Source organism: Methylobacterium sp. CM6257 (assembly GCF_054611515.1).
Genome location: NZ_CM137735.1, coordinates 5,356,641 through 5,382,724, shown reverse-complemented (window position 1 = coordinate 5,382,724; position 26,084 = coordinate 5,356,641). Strand labels below are relative to the sequence as shown.

The following is a 26,084-nucleotide window of genomic DNA, read 5'->3' as shown; positions in this document are numbered from 1 at the left end:
TGCCGGGCATCCTGTCCGGTCTCCACCGGAAAGGATGCCTCATTCCTGCCGCGATCCCGCCCGCCGGACGCCAATTCCGCGCTCGGAAACGCGGCTAAGAATGCCTTAACGGGATCGGTCGCGGTCTAGAAAAAGGCCGCCCGAACAGGCCTTTACGCCTCATTCACCACGATCTGTGGTTTGCCCGCAGGCTGAGCGCACCGTTAAGTGGCGCGAAGGCCACGACCCCCCAAAATCCCCTGACGATGGCCTCCCGCGCGTTTGCTTGGCAGGGGAATCCCGCTAAGAGCTACGCTTGGACCGAAGCCACGCTTGGACCAGGTGACGGGACGACCGATCAACGGTCGCCTGTGACGGGCTAACCCCCGCGACCAGAACAGAAACGGGCGATTGCATGATGTCGTTGACGGGGAAGCCCCGACGTAAGTCGGTGCGGAAAACCATCGTCCTAGTCACTGCGGGTCTTGGCGTTGTCCTGAGCGGAGCCGCTCAGGCGCAGCAGATCGTCGTCCAGGGCAACCAGCGCGTCGATGCCGACACCATCCGGTCCTACGTGACCGGCACGGCGTCCGGCTCCGCCGAGGAGGCTCGCCGAAACCTGCTCGCCAGCGGCATGTTCTCGGACGTGCGGGTCGCTCAGTCCGGCGGCCGCACGGTGGTGACCGTGCGCGAGAACAACCTGATCAACCGCGTGGTCTTCGAGGGCAACAAGAAGATCGAGAAGGCCACCCTTGAGAGCGTGGTCGAGGCCAAGGCCCGGGGTCCCTACAGCGAGGCGGTCATCAACGCCGATCTCGCGCGCATTCGCGACGTCTACAAGCGCTTTGGCCGCGGCACCGCCAAGGTGACCTACCGCACGGTCGACCTGCCCAACGGCCGCGTCGACGTGATCTACCAGATCGACGAGGGCGATAAGACCGGCATCATCTCGATCAACTTCGTCGGCAACAACGCCTACTCGGACCGCACCCTGAAGGGGCTGATGAGCTCCTCGGAGATGAACTTCCTGTCGTTCATCAAGACCTCGGACGTCTACGATCCCGATCGCATCACCAACGACCTTGACCAAGTGCGCCGCTACTACCTGAAGAACGGCTACGCCGACTTCCAGGTGGTCAGCGCCGATGCGCGCTACGTCGAGGGCGAGACCTCGGGCTACGTCATCACCATCACGGTGAACGAGGGCGAGCAGTACAAGGTCGGTGCGGTTTCGGTGGACTCGCGTCTGCCTGGCCTTGATACCGCCAAGCTCGATGGGGACATCGCCGCCTCCGTGGGCGACGTCTACAATGCCGATGATGTCGAGAGGACGCTCAACAACGTCACCCGGGAAGTGAACCGCGCCGGTTATCCCTTTGCGCAGGTTCGCCCGACCGGTCAGCGCGACCCGGCGAGCCATCAGGTGTCTCTCGGCTTCGTGGTCGAGGACGGCCCCCACGTCTACGTCGAGCGGATCAACATCCGCGGCAACACCCGTACCCGCGACTACGTCATCCGCCGCGAGCTCGATATCGCCGAGGGCGACGCCTACAACCGCGTGCTGACCGACCGCGCCGAGCGGCGCCTGAACGGCCTCGGCTTCTTCAAGAAGGTCCGGTTCTCCAACGAGCCGGGCTCTGCGCCCGACCGCGTGGTCATCAACATCGACGTCGAGGATCAGCCCACGGGTTCGTTCTCGGTGGCGGGCGGCTACTCCACCCAGGACGGCATCATCGGCGAGGTCTCGGTCTCCGAGTCGAACTTCCTCGGTCGCGGCCAGTATGTCCGCCTCGCCGGTACGGGCGGCCAGTACTCGCGCGGTGTCGATTTCTCGTTCACCGAGCCGTACTTCCTCGGCTACCGCCTCGCGGCGGGCTTCGACGCCTTCTACAAGTACTCCGACCTGACCCGGTACTCGCGCTACGAGACCACGGTCTACGGCGGCCAGCTTCGCCTGGGTCTGCCGATCACCGAGGAGTTCGGCATCACCCTGCGCTACTCGCTGTACAACACCGAGCTGAAGGTGCCGAACACCCTCAAGCGGCCGTACAACGACTGTTCGGTGCCGATCCCCGGCTACACCGCCCGCTATGCGGCGGGCACGATCGACCCGAACACGGGCCGCGATATCGGCGGCCAGGCGCTCTATCCGAACTGCGCCTATGACGGCGAGGCTTCGATCGCCATCAAGGGTTCGCAGGGCAACACGCTCACGTCGCTGGCGGGCCTGACGCTCGCCTACTCGACCCTCGACGTGATCGGCGCCCCGCGGAACGGCCTCTACGCCGAGCTCAAGCCCGACGTCGCCGGCCTGGGCGGCGACTCCAAGTTCTTCCGCGTCACCGCCGATGCGCGGTATTACAAGGAGATCTTCGAGGACGTCGTCGGCTTCGTCCGGTTCCAGGGCGGCCACATCGAGCCGATCGATGGGAAGCCCCTGCGCGTGACGGACGAGTTCTTCCTCGGTCCGTCGCTGGTCCGCGGCTTCGCGCCGAACGGCATCGGCCCGCGCGACGTCGGCATCGCCGACGCCCGCTCGAACGCGATCGGCGGCTCGACCTATATCGGCGGCACCCTGGAAGTGCAGTTCCCGCTGCCCGGCGTGCCGCGTGATCTGGGTCTGAAGGGCGCGCTGTTCGCCGATGCCGGTACGCTGTTCGGCTACCACAGCCGGCGTGCCTTCGACGTGAATGGCGACAGCTTCATCAACGGCACATCGCCGGTGACCGGACGCTGCAACTTCAACGCGTTCACGATCGGCGTCGAGCCGGAATGCGTGAACGTGCGCGACACTGCCACGATCCGGTCGTCGGTCGGCGCCTCCATCCTGTGGAACTCGCCGCTCGGACCGATCCGGTTCGACTACGCCTACGCGCTGACGAAGGACGAAGGTATCCCGGTCTACGTCCCGCTGCTCGGCAAGGTCGGCCACGTCGGCAAGGATCAGACCCAGGCGTTCCGCTTCTCCGGCGGCTCGCGCTTCTGATAAAATTCTCGCGCGCCGGCCGGATTGTCCCGGTCGGCGCGTTGTCGCGCATGTCAGATCCCGTTTTCTTCACCGCCGCTACCGCCGGGCTCACCCTGGCCGAGATCGCGGCGGCCGCCGGCGCGACCCTCCCGGAGGGCGTGGATCCGGATTGTCGGCTCACAGGAGCCGCTTCTCTCGAGAGCGCCGGCCCGGAGCACCTCGCCTACATGGACAATGCCCGGTACGGCGACGCACTCGCCGTGACGCGGGCGGGTGCCTGCCTGGTCTCACCGCGCTTCGCAGCGCGCTGTCCCGCCGAAACCGTGTGCCTCGTCAGCCGCGATCCGTACCGCGCTTATGCGACGCTGCTCGGGCGCCTGCATCCCGATGCCCTGCGTCCGGGATCGCAATTCGCGGCGCGCGGGATTGCGCCGGGGGGCCATGTCCATCCGGAAGCCCGGCTGGAGGAGGGGGTCACGGTCGATCCCGGCGCGGTGATCGGCCCCGGCGCGGAGATCGGCGCCGGAACCGTCATCGGTCCCAATGCTGTGATCGGGCCGGGTGTGCGGATCGGCCGTGACTGCGCGATCGGGGCAGGCACGACGCTCAGCCACGCGCTTCTGGGTAACCGCGTGATCCTCCACCCGGGTGCCCGGCTCGGGCAGGACGGTTTCGGCTTCGCGATGGGCGCCACCCACCTCAAGGTGCCGCAGATCGGCCGGGTGATCGTCCAGGACGATGTCGAGATCGGCGCCAACACCACGATCGACCGAGGCGCCTCGCGCGACACGGTCATCGGTGAGGGCACCAAGATCGATAACCTCGTGCAGATCGCCCACAACGTGGTGATCGGGCGTCACTGCGTGATCGTGTCGGGCGTCGGCATCTCGGGGTCGACCACCTTGGAGGACTACGTGGTCCTCGGCGGCCAGGTCGGCGTGGTCGGTCACCTGCGGATCGGCCGTGGCTCGCAGATCGCTGGCTCATCCAACGTCAATCGCGACGTGCCGCCGGGCAGCCGCTGGGGCGGGACGCCTGCCAAACCCGTGCGTGCGTGGTTTCGTGAGCTGACGACGCTGGCACGCCTGGCCGAGCGCTCGGGCAAGGGCGACGGCGGCGACGACACCTGAGCAGCCAGCCAGGCGATCCGGCTCGTGCCGGCGGGCGCCAGCGGCTGCACGTCGGCAAGGCCTTGCGCTTGCCCCGATTTCTTCCGAAGAGGGCGATCTGTCCGCCGTCGGCGGTCGGAAGCCAAGCCGCCGCGGGCGGCAAGTCGAGGTGCGGGATCTGATGAGTGAGGCGGCGCGCGAGACCGGCGGCGAGCTGGGCACAGCCGATATCCAGACGCTGCTGGAGTTGCTGCCGCACCGCTACCCGTTCCTGATGGTGGACCGCATCATCGAGATCGACGGCGACGAATCCTGTATCGGTATCAAGAACGTCACGGCCAACGAGCCGCAATTCATGGGGCACTTTCCGGGCCTGCCGGTCTTCCCCGGCGTGCTCCTGATCGAGGGCATGGCGCAGACAGCCGGCGCGATCTGCTGCCGTCACATCAGGACGGACGAGCTGCGCACCAAGCAGGTGTTCTTCATGACCATCGACAAGTGCAAGTTCCGCAAGCCCGTCACCCCCGGGGACCAGGTGCGCTTCCACATGAAGAAGATGAACCAGCGCCGCACCATGTGGTGGTTCCGCGGAGAGGCCCGGGTCGACGGGACGCTGGTCGCCGAGGCCGAGATCGGCGCGATGCTGGTGACGGAGTGAGCGGCCCTCTCATCCATCCGAGCGCGGTGATCGAGCCAGGCGCCGAGATCGGCGACGGGGTGCGGATCGGTCCGTTCTGCCATATCGGTCCCGAAGTGGTGCTGGACCGGGAATGCGAGCTCATCAGCCACGTCGTGCTGGCGGGGCGCACCACGATCGGCCCCCGCACGCGGATCTTCCCGTTCGCGTCGATCGGGCACCAGCCGCAGGACCTGAAATACCGCGGCGAAGCCTCGACCCTCACGATCGGCGCCGATTGCCTGATCCGCGAGGGCGTCACCATGAATCCTGGGACCAGCGGTGGCGGTCTCGAGACCGTGGTGGGCGACCACTGCACCTTCCTGGCCAACTCCCACGTCGGCCATGATTGCCGGGTCGGCGCGCACGTGATCTTCTCGAACAACGTGATGCTGGCCGGGCATTGTTCGGTGGGCGACTACGCGATCCTCGGCGGCGGCGCCGCAGTGATCCAGTTCGCCCGGGTCGGGGCACACGCTTTCGTGGGCGGCCTGTCGGGCCTGGAGAACGACTGCATCCCCTACGGCATGGTGCTGGGCAACCGCGCCACCCTCTCGGGTCTCAACATTATCGGCCTGCAGCGCCGCGGCTTCGCCCGCGAGGACATCCACGCCCTGCGGCGGGCCTACCGCCTGCTCTTCGCTCCCGAAGGGACGCTGATGGAGCGGGTGGAGGATGTGGCCGCGACCTTCGAGTCCCACGCGGCCGTGCGGGAGATCCTCGAGTTCATCCGCGTCGGCGGCAAGCGCTCGATCTGCACGCCGCGCGAGGTTCCGACCCCGATCAGTGCCGCCTGATCGTTTCAGGCGATGGCCGAGGCCGATCCGACGCCCGAGGGGGCTCTCGTTCTGATCGCCGGCGCCGGGCGCCTGCCCGAACTCGTCGCCGAATCCCTGCGCCGGGCACGCCGGCCATTCCGGCTGATCGCGCTGCGCGGCTTCACGGGGCGGGCCCTGCGCGCCAGCGCCGACGCCACCGTCGACCTGCTCGACCTCGCCGCCACCCTCAAACTGCTGCGCCGCTGGGGGCCGGCCGTGGTGGTGCCGGCCGGCGGGGTGGCCCGGCCCAGCCCGGCCGCGATTCTCAATGCCGGCGCCGCCCTGCGCAACCGCGAAGCCCTGCGCATCATAGCGGGCGGAGGCGACGACCGCCTCCTGCGCGCCGCTCTGGCGCTCGTCGAGGAGGAGGGGCACCGGATCCTCGGCGTCCACGAGGCCGCGCCGGACCTGCTCTGCCCGGAAGGCCCCCTCGGGAGCCGGGTGCCGGATGCGGAGGCCGCCGCGTCGATCCGGACAGGGCGCGGAGTCCTGGCCGCACTGTCGCCCTATGATCTCGGCCAGGCGGTGGCAGTCTCGGGCGACCGGGTGCTCGCCGTCGAGGGACCGGAGGGGACCGACCGGATGCTGTCCCGGGCACGCGCCCTCGGGCGCAGGCCGTTCGGTTGGGGCAGGGCGCTGCCTGCAACCGTGCTGGTGAAGGCGCCCAAGGTCGGCCAGGACCGGCGCATTGACATGCCGGCGGTTGGCCCGCGGACAGTCCAGGCCGCGGCACGGGCCGGCTGCGCGGGCCTCGCGCTGGAGGCTGGCGGGACCCTGGTCATCGACCGCGCCGCCACAGCCGCCGAAGCCGATCGGCTCGGCCTGTTCGTGGTCGGTTACGGGCGCGCGCCATGACCACCGGGCCACGCGGGCCGAGGCGATGACGCGACCCCGATCCATCTGGCTCGTGGCCGGCGAGGATTCCGGCGACCAGCTCGGCGCCAAGCTGATGCGTGCGCTCCGGCCGGACGCACCGGACGCGACCTTCGGCGGCGTCGGCGGCGAGGCCATGGCGGAGGAGGGGCTCACCTCCCTGTTCCCCCTCGATGACGTGGCGGTGATGGGCTACCTGCCGGTGCTCGCCCGGGCCCGGACGCTCCTGCGGCGTATCCGCGAGACGGTCGAGGCGGTGGTGCGCGCCCGGCCGGACGTGCTGGTGATCATCGACAGTCCCGGCTTCACGCACGCGGTGGCGCGCCGCGTGCGGAAGGCGGCACCGGGCATCCCCATCATCGACTATGTCTCGCCGAGCGTGTGGGCGTGGCGCCCCTGGCGTGCCAAGGGCATGCGTCCCTTCATCGACCATGTGCTGGCGCTCCTGCCTTTCGAGCCCGACGCCCATCGCCGGCTCGGGGGGCCGCCCTGCACCTATGTCGGGCATCCGCTGATCGAGCGGCTCGCGGAGCTGCGCCCGGCTGCTCCGGAACTCCGGCGCCGGAACGCAAGCCCGTACAATCTCGTGGTCCTGCCCGGGTCCCGCCGCTCCGAGATCGAGCGGCTGATGCCCGTCTTCGGACAGGCGCTGGAACGCGTGGGCCGCACGCTGCCGGTCGAGGTGGTGCTGCCGGCGGTCACCCGCCACCGGGCCCTGATCGAGCACCTGGCGCTGGATTGGTCCGTCCCGGTGCGGATCGTCACCGGCGAGGCGCCGAAATACGCGGCCTTCCGCAACGCCCGCGCGGCGCTCGCGGCTTCCGGCACGGTAACGTTGGAACTGGCACTCGCCGGCGTGCCGATGGCCGTCGCCTACAAGGTCTCGCGCGCGGAGGAGTTCATCGCCCGCCGGCTCATCCAGGTCCCGAGCATCGTGCTGCCGAACCTGATCCTCGGGCAGAACGCGATGCCGGAACTCGTCCAGGCCGATTGTACGCCCGAGCGTCTCTCGGGGATCCTGCTGCCCCTGCTGGCGGGGGGGGCGGAGCGCGACGCGCAGCTTGCCGCGCTCGGCGCGATCGACGGCCTCATGCGGCTCACGGGCGACGATACGCCGAGTCGGGCCGCGGCGCGGGTCGTGCTGCAGGCGGCCTCGAGCCGGAGCGCTGCTTCGCAGGGATGATCGCGCGGTTCAGCCGGCGTGCCGGCTGCAGCGCAGGTAGGTCGCGCTGCCGCGGTTGCTCGACCACGTGAGATGGTCCCCCTCCACGGTCAGGCGGACCTGCGAGGACCAGCGCCGGCCGCGGTCGGTGCACTCGGCCGATGTGACCCAGGTGTTGCCGACGCGGTGTGTGTCGTGAAAGGTGCAGATTGTGCGGCCGGCGCGCGCGCGATCCGCGGTGATGATGGCAGGGATGTAGCCGCGGCGGCGCGACGGTGCCCCGCATGCAGCGGGAGTCGGTCCCCACACACCGACATACTCGGTGTTGACCAAGCTCGGCGAGGCTGGCGGCCGGGCGATCGCGGCGGCCGTCGCGGCCGGTGCGTCTGCGTCCTGATGATCGTCGGGGGCCGATTCGGCGGGCAGATCGAGTGTCACGACTCGGCGCGCGGTGGCCCGAGGGCCGGACGATCCTTCGGAGGATATCCCTGTTTCGGGTGCCTGCGGGCGGAACGGCATGTCCTCGGTCAAATAGGCTGCGCTGTAGGCGAACAGGCCGATCCAACCGACGATGAGGAGCAGGGGCACGGCAAAGCGGCGCTTGGCACTCGCCCGCGCTCCGTCTCCCGGATCGGCCAGCACCAACGCCCCCATACTCCTCCCCCCGTCATCCCGATCAGCGTCCGAAGATCCCCTTCAGGAACTGTGCCGTCCGGTTCCGCTTGCGCTTGCGCTCCAGTTCTGCCGCATCCTTAAGCCAGGCGACTTGGACGACGCGCCGTTCGCCTTCGAACGGTTCGTGACCATGCCACGAATTGTCGGCGCGTAGGAAGGCGAACATCGTGCCCATGGTCGGCGGCACTTCGACCGCGAAGGGCTCGTAGTTGCGGCCATCGTAGAGGACGCGCAGGCGGCCGGCGGCCGGGGCGTCCCAGGCGTCGTTCATGTAGATCAGAAGCGTCAGCACCTTCGACGGCCCGTCGGTGTGGATCGAGCCGTATTTCAGCTGGCTCTGCCGCATGATGGTGGTGAGGCGCGGGCAGGAGACGAGGTCGATCCCGAACTTCTCGCCGAGGATCTCCGAGAACGCATCGCTCTCCAGCTCGTCGATCAGCACCTTGAATCGGCCCTTGAGGGCGACCTCGTCCACGGTGAGGTAGCCGGGCTTGGCGATGTCGGGGAAGTCGCGGCGGATCGCGTCAATCGCGTCGGCATTCAGGACGTTGGTGCCCAGGGTATAGGGGTAGGGCTCGCGGGATACGGGCGCGGCGCGCACCGCGGCAACATCGAGGATCGAGAGGGCGGACATCATTGGGTCCCTTGGCTCCGGCGCGGGGCAGCCGGCACGCCGGGCGCCGGAGGCGCGTGCCGGAGAGCCGGCGGGACGCTGGGCCGGGCTCGCTCGCGCGGGCTTCTCGGCCGCGGATCTCAGCATCTGCCGGCGGTCCGGGAATCTCATAATCCGCCGATTGCGGCGGTCCGACGGCGAAAGCGGTGCGGTGGCACATTCCGGTGACAGTCTCGGGCCACCCGGCCGTGCAGGATGGTGCAATGCCCGCGGGCTTTCTTCCCGGGCGCGTGTGGAACCCGTTCCTGATGAGGCCGTTGGCCCTCGCCTTGTTGTGCTCACACCTGGTCGCCGTTGCGACCGGGGCGGAAGCGTTCGCCCAATCGCGCCCGCCGCGCGGTTCGGCGACCATGCGGATGAGCTGCTCGGAAGCGATGGCCCTGGTGAAGAGCGAGGGCGACGTAGTGATCGCCGCCGGGGCCGCGCCGGAGCGCTTCGTCAGCGGGCCGGGCCAGTGCAGCGCGTCGGAGATCGCCGAACTGCGCTTCGTCCCCACCCGCGACAACCCGCAATGTCCGATCGGCTATCACTGCCGCGAGCCGGGCTTCGAGGAATGGAACTGGTGATCGCGCCGCCGGCCTAAATCGCCGCAGCGCGTGTACGTGACGAAAGTTTCACGCGACAGCGCCGGGCAAGTGCCACTATCTCGCCATCAGCCGGGCCCAAGGCCGCCGGGCTGCGCCCCCTGCCGGGCGCGTACGGGACGAGGAGATACGCGTGGCTGCACTCAGGACCGGGCTCGGGATCCAGGCCGTGCTGACGGCCGTGGCCGCGCTGATCCTGCTGGCACTCCCGGGTGTTCCCAGCCCGCCGCTCTATGTGTCGCTTGCCGGCTTCGTCATGGCGGGCATCCTGGTCGCCTCCAACGGCATCTCGGCCTACCTGAAGGTCTTCGTCTCGGTCTACGGCGTCGGCTACCTGCTACTCGCCGGTTCGAAGACGATCGCCGCCATGGGCCTGCTTCCGCCGGTGATCGCGGCCCTGCTGCCGCCGGCCTTTGCCGCCACCGGCGCGGTGGTGTTCGCCGCCATCGTGCTGGGGATCTCGTATCTCGAGCCGATCCGGGCGATCACCAACATCGCCGACCCGTATTTCGCCAACCGCGACAAGCCCACCCGGGAGATCGGCCTGTTCCGCTGGTTCGGCACCACCGAGGGCCGGATCGGACGCAACCTCGTCGCCCTATCGATCTTCGTGAACTTCGCCGACGTCGCCCTGACGCTGCGGTTCAACTTCTTCTACCGCGACATCTACAACGCACTGCAGGAATACGACGCAGCCGGGTTCTGGTACCAGCTGCTCTGGGTGTTCGTGCCGCTGGCCACGCTGAACATCGCGATCGGCATGTTCGACCTGTTCGTGGATTCCTCGCTGCTCATCCGTTGGCGGACGTGGCTGACCCATAGCCTGTACGAGCGCTGGCTCGGCAACGGCACGCACTACCGGATCCCCTTCACCGACGAGGAGGCGGACAACCCGGATCAGCGTATCCAGGCCGACATCAACAGCTTCATCGTCCAGACCACGACCCTGTCGATCCGGCTGCTCAGCCAAGCGGCGCAGCTCGTGTCGTTCATCGTGATCCTCTGGACCCTGTCGCGCGACTTCGTGTTGCCATTCACTGATACCGTGGTGCCGGGTTTCCTGGTCTGGCTGGTGATCGCCTACGCGGTGGTTGGCACGTGGCTCACCCACCTGATCGGCCGCCCGCTGATCGGGCTCGATTTCCGGCAGGAGCAGGTGGAGGCGGATTTCCGTTTCGCACTCGCCCGCAACCGCATCTACTCGGAGCAGATCGCGCTGCTGCGCGGCGAGCGCGCCGAGGCCTCGCGTCTGGCAACGCTGTTCCACCGCGTGATCGAGAACTACGTCGGGATCATCTTCCGTCGCATCAAGCTGATCGCCTTCACGTTCAGCTATCGTCAGGCGAGCGTGATCTTCCCGATGGTGATCGCGGCACCCTCGTTCTTCGCCAAGAAGATCACGCTGGGCGCGCTACAGCAGACGTCGCAGGCCTTCGGGCAGGTGCAGAGCTCGCTGTCCTTCTTCGTCGATTCCTACACGACGCTGGCCGCCTACAAGGCCAACACCAACCGTCTCGGCTCCTTCCGGCGCGCCATGACTAAGGCCGAGGCGCTGGAGGCGGCGGGCTACGGGTTGGTCCAGGGCAACGAGAGCACGGGCGACGTTACCGCCCGGGGGCTGGCCCTGGCCCTGCCGGACGGGCGCCCGATCGTCACGGCCGACGCGCTGACGCTGCCGCGCGGCGGGGCGACGCTGGTCACGGGTCCCTCTGGCTCGGGCAAATCGACCCTGTTCCGCGCGATCGCCGGCATCTGGCCGTTCGGCACGGGCCGGATCGACGTGCCCGCCGGGCAGTCGGCGCTGCTGCTGCCGCAGCGGCCTTACATCCCGCTCGGCACGCTGCGCGGTGCGGTGGTCTATCCGAACACCACCGACCAGTTCTCGGACGCGGCGATCAAGGACGCCCTGGCGGCGGCCCAGCTGCCCCATCTCGTGGATCGTCTCGACGAGACCGATGCCTGGGAGCGGCGTCTGTCGGGGGGCGAGCAGCAGCGGCTGGCCATCGCGCGTGCCCTGCTGGCCAAGCCGGAATGGCTGTTCCTCGACGAGTCGACGGCCTCGCTGGACGAGCCGTCCGAGGCGGCGCTCTACCGGATGCTGCGCGAGCGGCTGCCCGGGACGACCATCGTGTCGATCGGCCACCGCTCGACGCTGGACGCGTTCCACGACCGGCGCATCGCGCTGGAGCCGGAGGGTGGGGTGTTCACCCCGCGGGAACAGAGGCAGCCGCTGCCGGCGGAGTAGCGAGCGGCCGCAGGGGGGGTGAGGATCAGCCTGCGCTCGGTTGTAGGGACCTCCCACCCACACCCTCATCCTGAGATGCCCGCCTAAGCGGGCCTCGGAGGAACCCTCCGGCTGGCTCCGCGATCCCTGGAGGCTCCTTCGCGGCTGCTGCTCAGCACCTCACGATGAGGGCGTGGGTGGGGATTCCGACGCTCTACAGGTCTCGCCGAATGCGGCTCCTGACGGCGCTTACGCCGCCTTCCGCAGCCCCGCAGCCGTCCGGGCCGCCTGCTCGATCGCCGCCGGATCGGGCGTGCCGGGCTTCACGACCCAGCTGCCGCCGACGCAGAGCACCGACGGGATCGCCAGCCAGTCCGGGGCGGTTGCATCGGTGATCCCGCCCGTCGGGCAGAACCGCACCTGCCCGAAGACGGCGGCGTGTGCCTTCAGCGCCTTGATCCCACCCGCAGCCTCGGCCGGGAAGAACTTAAACCGGTCCAGCCCGTGGTCCAGCCCCCGCATGATGTCGGCGGCCGTAGCGACGCCCGGCAGGTAGGGAACGCCGTTGGCCTTGGCGGCGTCGGTCAGCGGATCCGTAAGACCCGGCGAGACGATGAACTCGGCCCCCGCCGCCAGGGCATTGTCGAGATCGCGGGGATTGAGCACCGTGCCGGCCCCGACCACCGCGCCCTCGACCCGGGTCATCTCCCGGATGACATCGAGGGCGGCCGGCGTGCGCAGGGTGACCTCGAGGGCGGTCAGCCCGCCCCTCACGAGAGCCTCGGCGATGGGCCGCGCCTGGGCCACGTCGTCGATCACCAGGACCGGAATGACGGGCACGGAGCGCATCAGCGCGTCGATGCTGGTCAGATCGTTCATGATCGGCAACTCCTGTACGGCGTCAGAGGCCGGCGGCGGCGAGCATCGCCGAAGCGCCCCGCTCCGCCGTGTCGGCCCCCTGGCGCATGAACGCGAACAGCTCCCGTCCGGTGCCCTGTGCCGGCACGGGCGCCTCGGCCTCCGGACGGGCGGCGAACTCATCGTCGGCGACCAGCACCTGCAGCAGGCCGTCGGCGGCGCTGAGCCGGACGATGTCGCCGTCGCGGATGCGCCCGATCGGGCCACCGCCGAGCGCCTCGGGGCTCAGGTGGATGGCGGCCGGGACTTTTCCGGACGCCCCCGACATGCGCCCGTCCGTCACCAGCGCGACCTTGTGGCCGCGGTCCTGGAGCACGCCGAGGGGCGGGGTGAGCTTGTGCAGCTCCGGCATGCCGTTGGCCTTCGGGCCCTGGAACCGGACCACCACCACGACGTCGCGCTCCAGTTCGCCGGCCTTGAAGGCCTTGAGCACCTCGTCCTGGTCGGAGAAGACACGGGCCGGGGCCTCGATGGTCCGGCGGTGCTCCTCCACGGCGCTGGTCTTGAAGGTCGCCCGGCCGAGATTGCCCTTCACCAGCCGCATGCCGCCGTCGGGCTGGAACGGCTTGTCGGGCCGGCGGATCATCGTGTCGTCGAGGCTCTCCGGGACGGCGTCCTCGAAGACCAGATCCTCGCCCGCGAGCTTCGGGTCGCGGGCGTGGTCGCGGAGCGACTGGCCCGCCACGGTCAGGATGTCGTCGTGCAGGAGGCCCGCGTCGAGCAGGGCCGCCATCACGAAGCTCATGCCACCGGCGGCGTGGAAGTGGTTTACGTCGCCGGCGCCGTTCGGGTAGACGCGGGCGATCAGCGGCACGGCGCTGGAGAGGCGGTCGATATCCTCCCAGTCGATGACGATGCCGGCCGCGCGCGCGATGGCCGGCAGGTGGATCGCGTGGTTGGTCGAGCCGCCCGTGGCGAGCAGGCCCACGGCCGCATTCACGATCGCCTTCTCGTCGACGCACAGGCCGAGCGGCCGGTAGTCGTTGCCCGCGGCGCCGATCTCGGTGAGCCGGTGGATCGCCGCCCGGGTCACGGCCTGCCGCAGCTTGGTGCCGGGATTGATGAAGGACGCGCCCGGCATGTGCAGGCCCATCATGTCCATCATCATCTGATTCGAGTTGGCGGTGCCGTAGAACGTGCAGGTTCCGGCCGCGTGGTAGGAGGCGGACTCGGATTCGAGGAGCTCCGCGCGGCCGACCTTGCCCTCGGCGTAGAGCTGACGGATCCGCTGCTTCTCCTTGTTGGCGAGCCCGGAGGGCATCGGCCCGGCCGGGATCAGGATCGTCGGCAGGTGGCCGAAGCGGAGCGCCCCGATCAGCAAGCCCGGTACGATCTTGTCGCAGATGCCGAGCAGGGCGGCGCCGTCGAACATGCCGTGGCTTAAGCCCACCGCGGTCGAGAGGGCGATCGTGTCCCGGGAGAACAGCGACAGCTCCATGCCGGTCTGCCCCTGCGTGACCCCGTCGCACATGGCCGGCGTGCCGCCCGCTACCTGAGCGGTGGCGCCGCGCTCCCGGGCGAACAGCTTGATCTGGTCCGGATAGCGCCCGTAGGGCTGGTGCGCAGAGAGCATGTCGTTGTAGGCGGTGACGATGCCGATATTCATCACCGTCCGCTCGTCGCGGATCGCCGCCTTGTCCTCGCCGGCGGCCGCGAAGCCGTGGGCGAGGTTGCCGCAGGCGAGCTTGCCGCGCCGCACCCCCGCCTCGCGCTCGCGGGCGATCAGGTCGAGATAGGCGCGCCGGGTCTCGCGGGAGCGCGCCACGACGCGCTCGGTGACCGCGGCGACTTCGGGATGAAGCTCGGTCATGCTCGTTCCTCCAGGCTCGGTGCCGACGGGCGCAAGGCTGGTGCCGCGATCCGGGCTCGGCCTCCGCGGCCGCGTCGGTGGCCGGTATCTAAGGGGTGCGCCGCGGGATGTAACCCGGCCGACGCGCGGGACCGCCCGGCAGATCCGAGAACGGCTGTCCCGTCCTCCGAGCTCATCCAGAGGCACCGGAGCGCAGCGGATGCCTCGAAGGAGGGCTCCAGGGTGCGCAGCCAGCTGGAGGGCTCCTTCGAGGCTGCGACGCAGCACCTCAGGATGAGGGGGATGGAAGGGATCGGCCGGGGCACCGGGCCAAAGCGTGATCGCCCTCAGTACTCCCAGAAGATCCGCTGCAGCTCCTTGGTGTCGTTCGTCTTGGTGAGCGCCACGGCCGCCAGGATCTTGGCTTTGGCCGGGTTGAGATCATGGGCGACGACCCAATCGTACTTGTCGTCGGGCTGCTCGGCGTTGCGCAGGACGAAGCCGTCCGGCACCCGCGACGAGCGGATGACGATCGTGCCCTTGGAACGGATGTCCTTGAGCTTGTCCACGAGGTAGCCGGGCACCGAGCCGTTGCCGGTGCCGGCATTCACGATCGCTTTGGCGCCGGCCTGGACCTCCGCGTCGTAGACGCCGGGGATCATGTTGCCCGAACCGTAGACGATGCCCACGAGCGGCAGACTGTCGATCTGGTCGATGTCGAACTCGGAATTCGTGTTGTGGCGCTTCGACAGGGAGCGGAAGAAGTAGGTCTTGCCCTCGACGACCATGCCGAGCGGGCCCCACTGGCTGTAGAAGGCGCTGGGCACGACGTTCGTCCGCTTGTTCACGTCGCGGCCGGACTGGATGTAGTCGTTCATCGTCACGGTGACTCCCTGACCCACCGCCTCCTTGCTGGCCGCGACCGTCACGGCGTCGAGGAGGTTGAGGGCACCGTCAGCCGAGATTGCCGTCGAGGGCCGCATCGAGCCCACCACCACGATCGGCTTGTCGCTCTTGATCACGAGGTCGAGGAAGAAGGCGGTCTCCTCCAGGGTATCGGTACCGTGCGTGATGACCACGCCGTCGACATCGTCCTGCTTCAGGAGCTGGGAGACGCGCTTGCCGAGCTGAACGAGCTGCGCGTCCGTGAAGCTCTCCGAGGCGATCTGAAAGACCTGCTCGCCGCGCACGTTCGCAACGTTGCTCATCTGCGGGACCGCCGCGATCAGCTTGTCCACCGGCACCTTGGCGGCCGTGTAGGTGGCGCTGTTGGCGGCGTCGGCCCCGGCGCCCGCGATCGTGCCGCCGGTGGCGAGGATCACGACGTTCGGCTTCTTCGCCTCCGCTGCGGTGCCGGCCTCCGGCATCTCGCGGGCGAGGAGCGGGTTCGCCCCGAGGGAGCTGGCGAGGGCCAGCGCGAAGGCCGCCCCGCGCAGGGGAAGGGCCGCGCCGCTTCGGCAGGAGAACATCGGTGATCCTCGAAGGTTGAAGAGGTGACGAGTGCGACTCGACGCGGCGATGGTAGCCGCGTGCCCGCCTCAGGCAAGGATCGTGCGGACCCGCTCGACCACAGCCGGGCCGGATCTTCAGCCAAGCTGGGGCGTTGTCAGGGGTTGCTGCCCGTCCGGAGGTAAGCCCCCATGCTGCATCTCGCCGGCCTGCTCGAGGAACTCGAGCGGAGCGAGCCCGCGCGGGCCGCGATGTCGATCCTTGAGAAGTCCCTCGCCCGACGCTCGGTCGAGGAGCAGAGCGCGTTCTGGCGCGCCGTCGACCTCTACTACGTCTCGCGCAAGGCCCCGCCCGAGCCGACGACCGCGGCGACACTCGTCCCCGCGCTCGCGGCGGAGCCGGGGCTCGCCGCCGCGACCTGAGCCGGGTCGCCGCCTTCAGGCGCGCGCGGGAACCGCGGGGCTTAGGCGGCCGCCACCCTCCGGCTTGCTCCCGGCTGCGACGGCGCCCCGGGTCTCCGGCATCAGCATGAGATAGAGCACGAAGCCCAGCGCCGCGATGGCCGCGAGCGCCAGGAAGGCGGTGGCGTAGCCGGTAGAGACGATGATCACGCCGGCGAGCGTCGCGCTCAATGAGGCGCCGATCCCCTGAGCGGTGGCGACCGCGCCCTGGGCCGCGTTGAAGCGGCCGCCTCCGCGGGTCAGGTCCGCCACGACGATGGGGAACAGCGCACCGTAGACACCCGCGCCGACCCCGTCGAGGAGTTGGACGCCGACCAACCAGAACGGGTTGTCCGAGAGCGTGTAGAGCACGCCCCGAACGGCCAGGACCCCGAAGGCCGCCAGGAAGATCGGCTTGCGGCCGATGACGTCGGCCTTGGCGCCGACGAAGATCGCCACCGGCACCATCACGCATTGCGCCGCCACGATGCAGACCGCGATCAAGGAGGTCGCGTGGTCCTTGCCGGACAGATGCGTGAGGAGCTGGCCCACCGAGGTCAGCATCGCGGCATTGGCGAGGTGGAAGATCGCGCAGAGCACGGCGAAGAGCAGCAGCGCCCGGTTCTGCAACAGGGTGGCGAGGCCCGAGGGCTTCTCGTGGCCCTGCGATTCAGCCTCGGCCATGCCGCGGGCGAGGTCGTTGTCGATGGCATCGGCCGGAACCATCAGCATGGCGCCGATCGACAGGGCCGCCAGGATGCCCATGAGCCAGAACACCACCACCGGCCCGAAGAAGTAGGCGAGCCCGCCCGCCACCGCGGCCGAGACCGCGTTGCCCGCGTGGTTGAAGCCCTCGTTGCGGCCGATCCGCTTGGCGAACAGCTTCGGCCCAACGAGTCCCAGCGTGATCGCGGCCAGCGCCGGCGGGAAGATGGTGCCGGCCACGTGGGCGATCGATTGCGTCACGGTCACCAGATAGAAGTTCGCGATGAACGGCAGGACCAGGCAGCTCGCCGTGACCGCGACGGCGCCGCCGATCACCACGGCCCGCTTGTGGTTGGTGGCGTCGATGAGGGCGCCCGCCGGCGTCTGGGCCACGAGGCCGAGGATCCCCGCGATGGTCATCACGAGGCCGGTTGTCGCCTCATTCCAGCCCTGGTCCGGGCCGCGCACCGCGATGAGATAGATCGCAAGGTACGGGCCGAGCCCGTCGCGCACGTCGGCCAGGAAGAAGTTCAGCGCGTCGAGGCCGCCCAGCGCCTTGGCCGAAGGCGTCCGCGTGCCCGCGCTCCGCGCCGATCCGGCGGTCTCGATTCCCTGCATTGTATGTCAGTCCCCCGACGGATGGCGCCGCCAGCCCGAAACCCGGCCGGCGCGGCACACGCGGTGCTTGACGCCCGCGCATCGGATCGGTTCCCGCGTCTCGCTTCCCGAACCCGGGCTGCTCGCGATTCCGTGCTTTGTGAGGGGCTTAGCCCCGGTCCCAGCCCTCGGAAGCGTCAGGATTCCCGACATCGACCGTCGTGTCTCCCGACAGGTCGGTCCCAGACGCGCCGAGGCCGTAGCGCTCGATCTTTGCATAGAGGAGCTGCCTCTGGATGCCGAGGCGGCGCGCCGCCCGGGCCCGATTTCCATCCGCCTCACGCAGCGCCGCGCGTATCATCGTCCGCTCCAGGCGTGCGACCGCTCCGGGCAGGTCGCCCGACAGCCAGTCCGTGCAAGATCCGTCCTCTATCCGCGGTGCCGGCCGGTCCACCGGCAGGTCGATATCCCCGGGGGCGATCACCCCACCCCGCACCAGCACCGCCGCCCGCTCCACGACGTTGCGCAGCTCGCGCACGTTGCCGGGCCAGTCGTGGACCAGCAGGCGGGACGCCGCGCCCCCGCTCAGGCGCTTGCCCGACGGGGCGAGGAAACATTCGGCCAGCGGCACGATGTCGGCCAGGCGCTCGCGCAGCGGCGGCAGGTCGATGGGGACGACGTTGAGGCGATAATACAGGTCGGCGCGGAACAGGCCCTCGGCCACCAGCGCGGGCAGGTCGCGATGCGTGGCGGCGACCAAGCGGACATCGACCCGCGCGGACCGGCCGCCCAGCGGTGTCACCACGCAGTCCTGGATGACGCGCAGGATCTTGGCCTGCATGGCCGTCGGCATGTCGCCGATCTCGTCGAGGAACAGGGTGCCGCCCTCGGCCTGATGGAAGGCGCCCGCACGGTCCGCAGCCACGCCGGCGAACGCCCCTCGGACATGCCCGAACAGCTCGCTCTCCAGCTGATCGCCCGGGATGGCCGCGCAATTCACCGGGATGAACGGCCGCGCCCGCCGCCGGGAGAAGGCGTGCAGAGCCCGCGCCACCTCCTCCTTGCCGGTACCGGTCTCGCCGCGGATCAGCACGGTCGAGTTGGTGTCGGCGACGAGCCCGATGGTCTTCTGGACCCGCCGCATGCTCGCGCTGGACCCGACGAGGCCCGGATGTCCGGCCTGCACCGGCCGGCCGCCTGGATCCGACCGTGCGGTGCGCAGCATCGCGTCGAGGGCGCCGGCGAGGTCGGCGCGGCCGATCGGCTTGGTGAGGTGATCGTGGGCTCCGAGGCGCATCGCCTCGATGGTGTTGGCCGGGCTCGCGAAGGCGGTCAGCACGGTCACGGGCGGATGGTCCGGCAGTGCGCAGATCCGCTCCAGTGTCGCCATCCCGTCGAGGTCGCCCGGCATGCGCAGGTCGAGCAGCACCGCCGCCACCGGGCCCTCGCGCAGCCGCGCCAGCGCCTCCGCGCCGGAGGCGGCCGGAAGGGGCGTGTGGCCGAGGTCGGCCACGGTCTCGGCGAGCCCTTCGCGCAGGGCCCGGTCGTCGTCGACGATCAGGATGGTTGCCATGGCAGGTCCAGGAGAAAGGTGGTCTCGGGCTCGTCCTCGACCAGCCTGACCTCGCCGCGATGGGCCCGGGCGATCTCGCGCACGATCGCGAGCCCGAGGCCCGTCCCGTCGGCCCGGCCCGTGACGAAGGGCTCGAAGATCGTCGCGCGGATCGCCGGATCGATGCCCGGCCCGGTATCGCTCACATACAGGTACAGGCGCACGGCGCCGTCGATCGTGACCCGCGCGGCACCGAGCCGGATCCGGCCGCCCGGCGGCGTGTGCTGGAGCGCGTTCAGCAGCAGGTTGTCCAGAGCGCCGGCGATCTGGCCGCGGTCGATATGCGGGTGATCCCTCCCGGGCAGCCCCCCGGTCTCGGTCTCGATCCGGAGCGCGCGGTCACTCGCGAGATCCTCGTGCAGGCGGGCACAATCCGCCAGGAGCGGCGCCACAGCGGTGGGCGTGCGGTTGAGCGAGCGCGCCTGCGTCAGGTTGAGGAGATCGCGCAGCAATGTGTCGACCCGAGCGATCTGACCCAGCACCGTCTCCAGTGCGATGGCGGCGCGGTTCGGGTCGCCGCTGACCAGGGCGTTCTCGGCCTTGAGCCGCATCGCGGCGATCGGATTGCGAATCTCGTGGGCGACGCTGGCCGCAAGTCGCCCGAAGGCGGCCAGGCGCTCGGCGGCTACGGCCCGGGCGCGAGCCTCCCGCAGCCGCCCACCCGCGGCGTTGAGCGCGTCGACCAAGCGGTCGAATTCGCGTTCCCCAGTCCGGCCGAGGCGCGGCAAATCCTCGCCGTCCGAGCGCGGCGCCGCGAGCGCGGCTTCGAGCCGTGCGACCCGGCCGGAGAACCCGTAGAGGAACCAGCCGAGGAAGGCGGCGGAGCCGAGCACCGTGACGGCCAGGAAACCGAGACCCGCCAGGAAGCGCGTGTAGGTGGGCCCGTCGTTGACGTGCGCGCGCCCCATGGTCCAGGCGGTCAGCCCCGGCTCCGGGCCGTGCAGGGGGCATCCCTGGAGCAGGAGCACCTGCGTGCGGCTCGGGCGGCGGACGGAGACGGTGTGGTCGACGCGCAGGACCTGTGCATTCAACGCCGCGATCGTATCGTGCTCCGCGGCCGGGAGGTCTGTCTTCGGGCCGGTCCCCTCGTAAGTGGGATAGGCGTAGGCGACGGAGCCGTCCGCCGCGCTCCAGATCCCGCCCTCGATCCCTGCGAACCCGCCGAGCGCCGCCCCGAGCACACCGCCGAACTCACCCTCGGCGATGCCGCGCCCGCCGGTGCGCACCAGAGCGGCGTACCGGTCGAGGATCTCGCGGCAGGCCCGCCCGACGGCGATCTCGGTCTGGGCGACCTGGACACCCGTCGACTGGCTGTAGACGCCGAACATCAGGTACGCGGTGGCGACCGCGGACGCGAGCAGCAGGACCCACAAGGCGAGCAGCCGGGCGCGCAGGCTGTAGGCCGTCACGGCGGATTCCGGTGGGGCACGGCGCGGGCAGTTCCTCCGGCGGCGTCCCGGCCGCCCGGAATCAATCCCTAAGCATTATGCGCCGCGCTGGCCACCCGGCGGGAAGTCCGGGCGGAGTACAATCAATAACTTCATTGAAGCCGCATATGCAATTTTGCCGTGTGTCTGCATGTGGGACAAGGATGGTCTTTCCGATCTCTGCCCAGATCGCCGCGCAATGCCGGGAAAGGGATTGCGCTTTGTTGAAAACCTGACACAAACCGGCTTCATCGAGGCCATGCGCCCCATGCTGCGGGACATCGCCGCCGTGGCGCGCTTCTCTCGGAAGGCCTGGCGGGTCCACGGTTGGAGACGAACGGTGTCACACGCGCTCGTGGACCAAGAAGCGCTCGATGAACTCAGTGCCGTGATCGGCACGGAGAAGCTCGTCCGCATCCTCGACCGCTTCGTCCTGAGCCTCGCCACCGCCTTCGAAGGTCCGGATCGCGATGATGCCGATTATGGGCGCGAGGCGCATACGCTGGTGTCGATGTCGGGCATGCTCGGCTGCGCGGCCCTCTCCCTGGCCTGCCGCGACCTTGAGCAATCCGCCAAGGCCGGTGGCGACCTGTCGGGGCCACTCGTCGACCTCCGGTCCCTGCGCGACCGGACGCTCGCGGCCTTGCGGGATATGCGGGCGGAGGTCGAAACCGACGCGTGACGCCTGCGGCGCCACGGGCCGATCAGGCCGCCGTGACGGCGTCGAGGGGCGCCTCGAAGGTCAGCACTGCACCCTCCGGCGGATAGCTGAGCCGCGCCGTCCCGCCGAAGCTGTGGGCCAGGCTACGGGCGATCAGGCGCGTGCCGAAGCCCGTGCGGGTCGGCGGAGTCACCGGAGGACCGCCGGTCTCCTGCCAGCGGAACCGGAGCATCGGGCCGTTCGCCTCGTCGGCCACGTCCCAGCTGATACCGACATGTCCGGCCGCGACGGAGAGCGCGCCGTACTTGGCGGCATTGGTCCCGAGTTCGTGCAGCATGAGGGCCAGCATCATGCCGTGGCGAGGGCCCAGCGTGAGGTCGGGGCCTGCGACCCGGAACCGGTCCGCGACGCCGTCGCCGTGCAGGGAGACCGCCCCATCGACCAGACCGGCGAGGGAAGCCCGTGCAAAGGAACCCTGGAGCAGGACGTCGTGGGCCTGTGCGAGAGCCAGCAGCCGCGCGGCCAGGGCCTCGCCGGCGGCTTCCAGCGAGACCGCGTTGCGCATGGTCTGTGCCGCCACCGCCTGGACCATGGCCATGGTGTTCTTCATCCGATGGGCGAGTTCCTGCATCAGCAGGGTCTGGCGCGCCTCGGTGAGCTTCAAGTCGGAGATGTCGCGTGACACGGCCAGGATGCGCTCGGGGCGGCCGGGCGTCGCGCCGACCGGCGTGACGGCCACATCCCACCACCGGACCGAGCGGCCGCTCTCAAGCTGCCCCTGGAAGCGGCTCGGCTTCCCCATCCGCGCCTTGTCCAGGGCCGCAGCCGCCGCCTCGCGATCCTCGAGGCGCGTCCAGACATCGATCCAGGGACGGCCGATGACCTCCGCCTCGTCCTGCGCACCGCGGAGCGCAGGGCCGTTCTCGCTGGCTGTAATCAGGGTTCCGTCGCGGTCGATCACCTCCAGGTAATCGGCGGCCGCTTGCGAAAACCCGAATGGCCGCGGCCAGCGGGCGCAGGGTGGCCTCGCGTCCGGGGCGCTCACCGTGCCGTGCAGCGGCGACGCGGGGAACCGCCCCTGTTCGGCGAGACGCTCCGCTTCTACGCGGCCCGCCGCCTCGCCGATGCGGCCGAGCCGGCGGCCGCGCTGGCGCTCCGTCTCCACGCGTGAGGTTGCCTGTTCGAGCAGGGCGCGCAGGCGGATGTTTTCCGCAACGAGCGCGTCCAGATGCTGCTCCGCTCCGGCCGCCCGCGGCAACACGATGCCCGCATCCATCGCCCGCCCCCTTTCATCCCGGCGGGCCGCCCGTAGGCGGCGCGTCAGCGGAGATCCGTCGACGACAGGGCGCGGCGACGCGATGTCGGAAGCTGGGGCGCATCGGCGGTTCGGACCGCTTCTGATGCCGCGCCCCCGCCTGCGGCCTGGCGAATCGTTGGATCCCTCTTGCTAACATGCCGCCGGCGATTAGCAAACGAACTGTGTATTCGCCGGCGGGCGAAAACGTTCAGCTTCGCCAGATTCCGTGGCGAGAACAGTCACTTGTTCCGCATCAGCAGCACGAGCCAGCCGATACCGAGCACGAAAATAATCAATCCAATTGAAACGAAGACCGGCGTGCCGAGGTCGATCAGCCTGGGCGCCAGCTGGGTGGCGAAGGCCGCCACCACCAGGGCGACCGCGACCCGGGCCGCGGCGCGCTCGATGCCGCGGGTGACCTTGTCGAGCCCCTTCACCTCGATCTCGACGGTGACGCGGCCCTGCTTCAGCCGCACCAGCATCAGGTGGATGAGGGTCGGCAGTTCCGAGGCCGCGCCGTAAAGCCCGACGCCGAGCGCCTCGGCCTTCTGCTTGAGGGCGGAGAGCGAGAACTGCGTCTGCATACTCGCCCGGACCGTCGGGCCGGCCGCCGCGAACAGGTCGAAATTCGGGTCGAGGTGGCGCATCACGCCGTCGGCGGTCACCAGTCCCTTGAACAGGATGGCGAGGTCGGTGGGCATCGCGAGGTCGTTCTCGCGGGCCATGTTCATGAAGTCGGTGAGTACCAGCCCGAGATTCAGGGGGATCGAGGAGTGGCTCTCCACGAAGGACTGTGCCGAGACCTGGAGCTTGGTCAGATCCGGGTTGCTGGCGCCGGTCCAGTCGAGCAGCACGGCCATGAGGCCGTCCGCGTCCTGCTTGAGCATCGCGCCGATCAGCACGAGGAGCTGCGAGCGTCGCCGCTGCGACAGCCGGCCGATGATCCCGAAATCGATGAAGCCGATGCGGTTGCCCGGCAGGGCCAGCATGTTGCCCGGATGCGGATCGGCGTGGAACAGGCCCTCGATCAGCGCCATCCGCAGGAACGCGTCCGTGCCTTTCTGGGCGAGGAGCTTCTTGTCGATCCCGGCCGCCTTCAGGGCCGCCTCGTCGTTGGGGGGGATGCCGTGGATGAAGTCCTGCACCAGCACCCGCTCGGAGCAGTACTCCCAATGGATTTTCGGGAAGACGATGTCGTCCCGCCCCTCGAAGATCTGGGCGAGCAGCTCGCAGTTGCGCGCCTCGTTAAGCAGGTCGAGCTCGCCGTTCAGGCCCTCCGCGAGGTGGCGCATCTGCTCCCGCGGCTGATAGCGGGCCATGTCGGGCCACTCGTTCTCGACGATGCGCGCCCCGTGCGCCATCAGGCGCAGATCCGCCTCGATGATCTTGCGCAGGTTCGGCCGCAGGACCTTGACGATCACGTCCTCGCCCGAGTGCAGGCGCGCCCGGTAGACTTGAGCGATCGACGCGGAGGCGATGGGGTTCGTGTCGAAATCGGCGAACACCTCCAGGGGCGAGCCGCCGAGATCCTGCTCGAGCTGCGGCCCGATCTGCTCCCACGGCACCGGCACGACCTGGCTGTGGAGCTTCTGCAGCTCCTCCGTCCAGGCCGGCGAGAGGAGGTCGGGCCGGCTCGCGAGAACCTGCCCGAACTTGATGAAGGTCGGGCCCAGCGCCTCGATCGCCCGCCGCAGGCGCTCGGGCTCGGACAGGCGGGTGACATCGACCCGGGGCTGGCGACGCGGAAGCAGCGGCAGATGGCGCAGGCCGAGGCGGTCGACGACCCGCGTGACGCCGAAGCCGATCAGGATCGTCGCGATCTCGGACAGCCGCTGGCGGTCGCGGGCGGCAACGAAGGCTGTCTTCAGCATGGAGGGCGCGATCCGGTCGGACGGGATTGGGCGTCCGGACAGCACGAGCATAAGGACTTTTTTGCGGTCGCGAACCCGGGATGGCGAGCCCTGGGGCGACTTCAGCGTCGCGGGTGGGGATCTGGGGCGATCCCCACCCGGATCGCGTCAGGTCCGCGGCGCCACCGCCGGGCCGGGGGCTGCCGCGGGCCGGCGAGCGTCGCCGAAGCGAGCGTTGACCACCAGCAGCGTCACGACCACCGCCGAGAAGGCCAGGGCCGCCAGGAAATACAGCCCGGCCTCGAAGCTGCCGCTGGTCTCGCGGATCCAGCCGACGATGGACGGCGCGACGAAGCCGCCGAGATTGCCCACGCAGTTGATGAGCGCGATGCCGCCGGCCGCCGCGCTGCCGGAGAGGAATACCGACGGCAGGGCCCAGAACGGCGCCTTGCCGCCGTAGAGGCCGGCCGCCGCCACCGCCATGAAGGCCACGGCCCAGAGCGAGCCGGTGGCGAGGCCGGCGAGCGCCAGGCCTGCCGCTGTGAGCATCAGCGCGCTCGCCAGCGTCACGCGGCGATCGTTGGTGCGGTCGGAGATCCAGCCGATCGTCAGACCGCCGATCACCCCGAACACGTAAGGAACCGCGGTCATCAGGCCGGTCTGCATGTCCGACAGGCCGGTGCTCTTGAGGATCTGCGGCAGGAAGAACGCTAGGCCGAGATTGGCGCCGGTATTGGCGAAGTAGATGAACGACAGGGCCATCAGCCGCGGGTCGGCGAAGGCCTTCCGCAGGCTGGTCCCGTGAGTGGCCGCCACCGCCCGCTGCTCCGCGTCGATCACCGCCTGCAGGGCCGTGCGGTCCGCGGGCGCAAGCCAGGTCGCATCCTTCGGCCGGTCGGGGATCAGAGCCAGGAAGACGAAGCCGAACAGGGTGGTGGGCAGGCCCTCCAGCAGGAATAGCCATTGCCAGCCCTTGAGGCCGAGCAGCCCGTCGAGCTGCATGATCGCGGTGGAGAGCGGCGCGCCGATCGCCAGCGAGACCGGGATCCCCACCGCGAAGGCGCCGAAGATCCGCGCGCGGTACGCCTTGGGGAACCAGTAGGTGAGGTAGAGGATCACGCCCGGGTAGAACCCGGCTTCGGCCGCGCCGAGCAGGAAGCGCAGGACGAGGAAGCTCGTCGCGCCCTGCACGAACATCATCGCCGCCGAGAGTAGGCCCCAGGTGATCATGATCCGGGCGATCCAGCGCCGCGCCCCGACCTTCTCCAAGATCAGGTTGCTCGGCACCTCGAAGAGGAAGTAGCCGATGAAGAAGATCCCGGCGCCGAGGCCGAATACGGCCGGGCCGATGCCGAGGTCGGCGTTCATCCGCAGGGCCGCGAAGCCGACATTGATCCGGTCGACATAGGCCATGACGTAGCCGATGAAGAGCAGCGGCATCAGCCTGAAGAAGACTTGTCGGACGATCCGGTCCTGTTCGTTCGGGGCCATCGTTTCCTCTCGGTACAGTGTTCTGCTTTTGATCCGGTTGACCGGGGTTTGAATGACCGGCTTCTCCAGCGCGGACTCCTCATCCTGAGGTGGGCACCTCAGGATGA

The 26,084-nt window shown here is 69.5% G+C and carries 21 protein-coding genes; 10 read left to right on the top strand and 11 right to left on the bottom strand.

Annotated features, from left to right (window positions below):
• The first annotated feature begins 394 nt into the window (after positions 1-394).
• From bamA to lpxB, 6 genes are all read left to right on the top strand, one after another.
• Complete coding sequence (bamA, locus tag ACYCO6_RS26205) at positions 395-2,965, top strand: outer membrane protein assembly factor BamA (RefSeq protein ID WP_459764767.1); 2,571 nt, start codon at positions 395-397, stop codon at positions 2,963-2,965.
• Between the two features lie 50 nt (positions 2,966-3,015).
• Positions 3,016-4,077, top strand: coding sequence for a UDP-3-O-(3-hydroxymyristoyl)glucosamine N-acyltransferase (gene lpxD / locus ACYCO6_RS26200; protein WP_459764765.1), 1,062 nt, complete (start codon positions 3,016-3,018; stop codon positions 4,075-4,077).
• A gap of 160 nt (positions 4,078-4,237) precedes the next feature.
• Entirely contained in the window at positions 4,238-4,714 is a 477-nt protein-coding gene (gene fabZ / locus ACYCO6_RS26195; protein WP_459764763.1) for a 3-hydroxyacyl-ACP dehydratase FabZ, read from the top strand.
• On the top strand, positions 4,711-5,529 hold the full coding sequence (lpxA, locus tag ACYCO6_RS26190; RefSeq protein WP_459764761.1) for an acyl-ACP--UDP-N-acetylglucosamine O-acyltransferase: 819 nt from the start codon (positions 4,711-4,713) through the stop codon (positions 5,527-5,529). The genes fabZ and lpxA overlap by 4 nt, the downstream gene beginning before the upstream one ends.
• 12 nt (positions 5,530-5,541) lie before the next feature.
• Positions 5,542-6,405: an LpxI family protein gene (locus tag ACYCO6_RS26185; RefSeq protein ID WP_459764759.1), complete on the top strand. Its 864-nt coding sequence runs from the start codon at positions 5,542-5,544 to the stop codon at positions 6,403-6,405.
• A 25-nt stretch (positions 6,406-6,430) separates the two neighbouring features.
• Positions 6,431-7,606 carry a lipid-A-disaccharide synthase gene (lpxB, locus tag ACYCO6_RS26180; protein WP_459764757.1) on the top strand — a complete coding sequence of 392 codons (1,176 nt, stop codon included), beginning with the start codon at positions 6,431-6,433 and terminating at the stop codon, positions 7,604-7,606.
• Positions 7,607-7,615: 9 nt separating this feature from the next.
• Here lpxB and ACYCO6_RS26175 read toward each other — a convergent pair whose 3' ends face one another.
• Both ACYCO6_RS26175 and ACYCO6_RS26170 read right to left on the bottom strand, forming a co-directional pair.
• Positions 7,616-8,239 (bottom strand): peptidase inhibitor family I36 protein, encoded by a 624-nt coding sequence (locus ACYCO6_RS26175; protein ID WP_459764755.1) that lies wholly within the window; start codon positions 8,237-8,239, stop codon positions 7,616-7,618.
• A gap of 22 nt (positions 8,240-8,261) precedes the next feature.
• A complete protein-coding gene (locus ACYCO6_RS26170; RefSeq protein ID WP_459773739.1) occupies positions 8,262-8,894 on the bottom strand; it encodes a 2OG-Fe(II) oxygenase in 633 nt (210 codons plus the stop codon).
• Between the two features lie 287 nt (positions 8,895-9,181).
• Here ACYCO6_RS26170 and ACYCO6_RS26165 point away from each other — a divergent pair, with 287 nt between their 5' ends.
• Together ACYCO6_RS26165 and ACYCO6_RS26160 are read left to right on the top strand one after the other, a co-directional pair.
• The gene (locus ACYCO6_RS26165; protein WP_459773737.1) at positions 9,182-9,499 is read left to right on the top strand and encodes a hypothetical protein; all 318 of its coding nucleotides are present in this window, start codon (positions 9,182-9,184) and stop codon (positions 9,497-9,499) included.
• 151 nt (positions 9,500-9,650) lie between these two features.
• Positions 9,651-11,762 (top strand): ABC transporter ATP-binding protein/permease, encoded by a 2,112-nt coding sequence (locus ACYCO6_RS26160; RefSeq protein ID WP_459764753.1) that lies wholly within the window; start codon positions 9,651-9,653, stop codon positions 11,760-11,762.
• A gap of 228 nt (positions 11,763-11,990) precedes the next feature.
• Here the strand turns inward: ACYCO6_RS26160 and eda are convergent, their stop codons facing one another.
• The 3 genes from eda to ACYCO6_RS26145 all read right to left on the bottom strand — a co-directional run bounded on the left by eda (position 11,991) and on the right by ACYCO6_RS26145 (position 15,917).
• Positions 11,991-12,620, bottom strand: a complete 630-nt coding sequence (eda, locus tag ACYCO6_RS26155) for a bifunctional 4-hydroxy-2-oxoglutarate aldolase/2-dehydro-3-deoxy-phosphogluconate aldolase (RefSeq protein WP_459764751.1) — start codon at positions 12,618-12,620, stop codon at positions 11,991-11,993.
• Positions 12,621-12,642: 22 nt separating this feature from the next.
• Entirely contained in the window at positions 12,643-14,469 is a 1,827-nt protein-coding gene (edd, locus tag ACYCO6_RS26150) for a phosphogluconate dehydratase (RefSeq protein ID WP_459764749.1), read from the bottom strand.
• Between the two features lie 326 nt (positions 14,470-14,795).
• Positions 14,796-15,917 (bottom strand): asparaginase, encoded by a 1,122-nt coding sequence (locus ACYCO6_RS26145; protein WP_459764747.1) that lies wholly within the window; start codon positions 15,915-15,917, stop codon positions 14,796-14,798.
• A 171-nt stretch (positions 15,918-16,088) separates the two neighbouring features.
• Here ACYCO6_RS26145 and ACYCO6_RS26140 point away from each other — a divergent pair, with 171 nt between their 5' ends.
• On the top strand, positions 16,089-16,319 hold the full coding sequence (locus ACYCO6_RS26140; RefSeq protein ID WP_459764745.1) for a hypothetical protein: 231 nt from the start codon (positions 16,089-16,091) through the stop codon (positions 16,317-16,319).
• A 15-nt stretch (positions 16,320-16,334) separates the two neighbouring features.
• Here ACYCO6_RS26140 and ACYCO6_RS26135 read toward each other — a convergent pair whose 3' ends face one another.
• The 3 genes from ACYCO6_RS26135 to ACYCO6_RS26125 all read right to left on the bottom strand — a co-directional run bounded on the left by ACYCO6_RS26135 (position 16,335) and on the right by ACYCO6_RS26125 (position 20,660).
• Positions 16,335-17,660, bottom strand: coding sequence for an MFS transporter (locus ACYCO6_RS26135; protein WP_459764743.1), 1,326 nt, complete (start codon positions 17,658-17,660; stop codon positions 16,335-16,337).
• A 148-nt stretch (positions 17,661-17,808) separates the two neighbouring features.
• A complete protein-coding gene (locus tag ACYCO6_RS26130; RefSeq protein WP_459764741.1) occupies positions 17,809-19,212 on the bottom strand; it encodes a sigma-54-dependent transcriptional regulator in 1,404 nt (467 codons plus the stop codon).
• Complete coding sequence (locus tag ACYCO6_RS26125) at positions 19,197-20,660, bottom strand: sensor histidine kinase (RefSeq protein ID WP_459764739.1); 1,464 nt, start codon at positions 20,658-20,660, stop codon at positions 19,197-19,199. The genes ACYCO6_RS26130 and ACYCO6_RS26125 overlap by 16 nt, the downstream gene beginning before the upstream one ends.
• A 358-nt stretch (positions 20,661-21,018) precedes the next feature.
• Here ACYCO6_RS26125 and ACYCO6_RS26120 point away from each other — a divergent pair, with 358 nt between their 5' ends.
• Positions 21,019-21,360, top strand: a complete 342-nt coding sequence (locus ACYCO6_RS26120; protein ID WP_459764737.1) for an Hpt domain-containing protein — start codon at positions 21,019-21,021, stop codon at positions 21,358-21,360.
• A 22-nt stretch (positions 21,361-21,382) separates the two neighbouring features.
• Here the strand turns inward: ACYCO6_RS26120 and ACYCO6_RS26115 are convergent, their stop codons facing one another.
• The 3 genes from ACYCO6_RS26115 to ACYCO6_RS26105 form a co-directional block, all read right to left on the bottom strand.
• A complete protein-coding gene (locus tag ACYCO6_RS26115; protein WP_459764735.1) occupies positions 21,383-22,615 on the bottom strand; it encodes a sensor histidine kinase in 1,233 nt (410 codons plus the stop codon).
• Between the two features lie 260 nt (positions 22,616-22,875).
• Positions 22,876-24,507: an ABC1 kinase family protein gene (locus tag ACYCO6_RS26110; protein ID WP_459764733.1), complete on the bottom strand. Its 1,632-nt coding sequence runs from the start codon at positions 24,505-24,507 to the stop codon at positions 22,876-22,878.
• A 147-nt stretch (positions 24,508-24,654) separates the two neighbouring features.
• Complete coding sequence (locus tag ACYCO6_RS26105; RefSeq protein ID WP_459764731.1) at positions 24,655-25,977, bottom strand: MFS transporter; 1,323 nt, start codon at positions 25,975-25,977, stop codon at positions 24,655-24,657.
• Positions 25,978-26,084 lie beyond the last annotated feature (107 nt).

Coding starts and splice junctions, on each gene's coding strand:
- bamA (WP_459764767.1), top strand. CDS start 395: ATGATGTCGTTGACGGGGAAGCCCCGACGTAAGTCGGTGCGGAAAACC.
- lpxD (WP_459764765.1), top strand. CDS start 3,016: ATGTCAGATCCCGTTTTCTTCACCGCCGCTACCGCCGGGCTCACCCTG.
- fabZ (WP_459764763.1), top strand. CDS start 4,238: ATGAGTGAGGCGGCGCGCGAGACCGGCGGCGAGCTGGGCACAGCCGAT.
- ACYCO6_RS26185 (WP_459764759.1), top strand. CDS start 5,542: ATGGCCGAGGCCGATCCGACGCCCGAGGGGGCTCTCGTTCTGATCGCC.
- lpxB (WP_459764757.1), top strand. CDS start 6,431: ATGACGCGACCCCGATCCATCTGGCTCGTGGCCGGCGAGGATTCCGGC.
- ACYCO6_RS26175 (WP_459764755.1), bottom strand. CDS start 8,239: ATGGGGGCGTTGGTGCTGGCCGATCCGGGAGACGGAGCGCGGGCGAGT.
- ACYCO6_RS26170 (WP_459773739.1), bottom strand. CDS start 8,894: ATGTCCGCCCTCTCGATCCTCGATGTTGCCGCGGTGCGCGCCGCGCCC.
- ACYCO6_RS26165 (WP_459773737.1), top strand. CDS start 9,182: ATGAGGCCGTTGGCCCTCGCCTTGTTGTGCTCACACCTGGTCGCCGTT.
- eda (WP_459764751.1), bottom strand. CDS start 12,620: ATGAACGATCTGACCAGCATCGACGCGCTGATGCGCTCCGTGCCCGTC.
- edd (WP_459764749.1), bottom strand. CDS start 14,469: ATGACCGAGCTTCATCCCGAAGTCGCCGCGGTCACCGAGCGCGTCGTG.
- ACYCO6_RS26145 (WP_459764747.1), bottom strand. CDS start 15,917: ATGTTCTCCTGCCGAAGCGGCGCGGCCCTTCCCCTGCGCGGGGCGGCC.
- ACYCO6_RS26140 (WP_459764745.1), top strand. CDS start 16,089: ATGCTGCATCTCGCCGGCCTGCTCGAGGAACTCGAGCGGAGCGAGCCC.
- ACYCO6_RS26135 (WP_459764743.1), bottom strand. CDS start 17,660: ATGCAGGGAATCGAGACCGCCGGATCGGCGCGGAGCGCGGGCACGCGG.
- ACYCO6_RS26130 (WP_459764741.1), bottom strand. CDS start 19,212: ATGGCAACCATCCTGATCGTCGACGACGACCGGGCCCTGCGCGAAGGG.
- ACYCO6_RS26115 (WP_459764735.1), bottom strand. CDS start 22,615: ATGGATGCGGGCATCGTGTTGCCGCGGGCGGCCGGAGCGGAGCAGCAT.
- ACYCO6_RS26110 (WP_459764733.1), bottom strand. CDS start 24,507: ATGCTGAAGACAGCCTTCGTTGCCGCCCGCGACCGCCAGCGGCTGTCC.
- ACYCO6_RS26105 (WP_459764731.1), bottom strand. CDS start 25,977: ATGGCCCCGAACGAACAGGACCGGATCGTCCGACAAGTCTTCTTCAGG.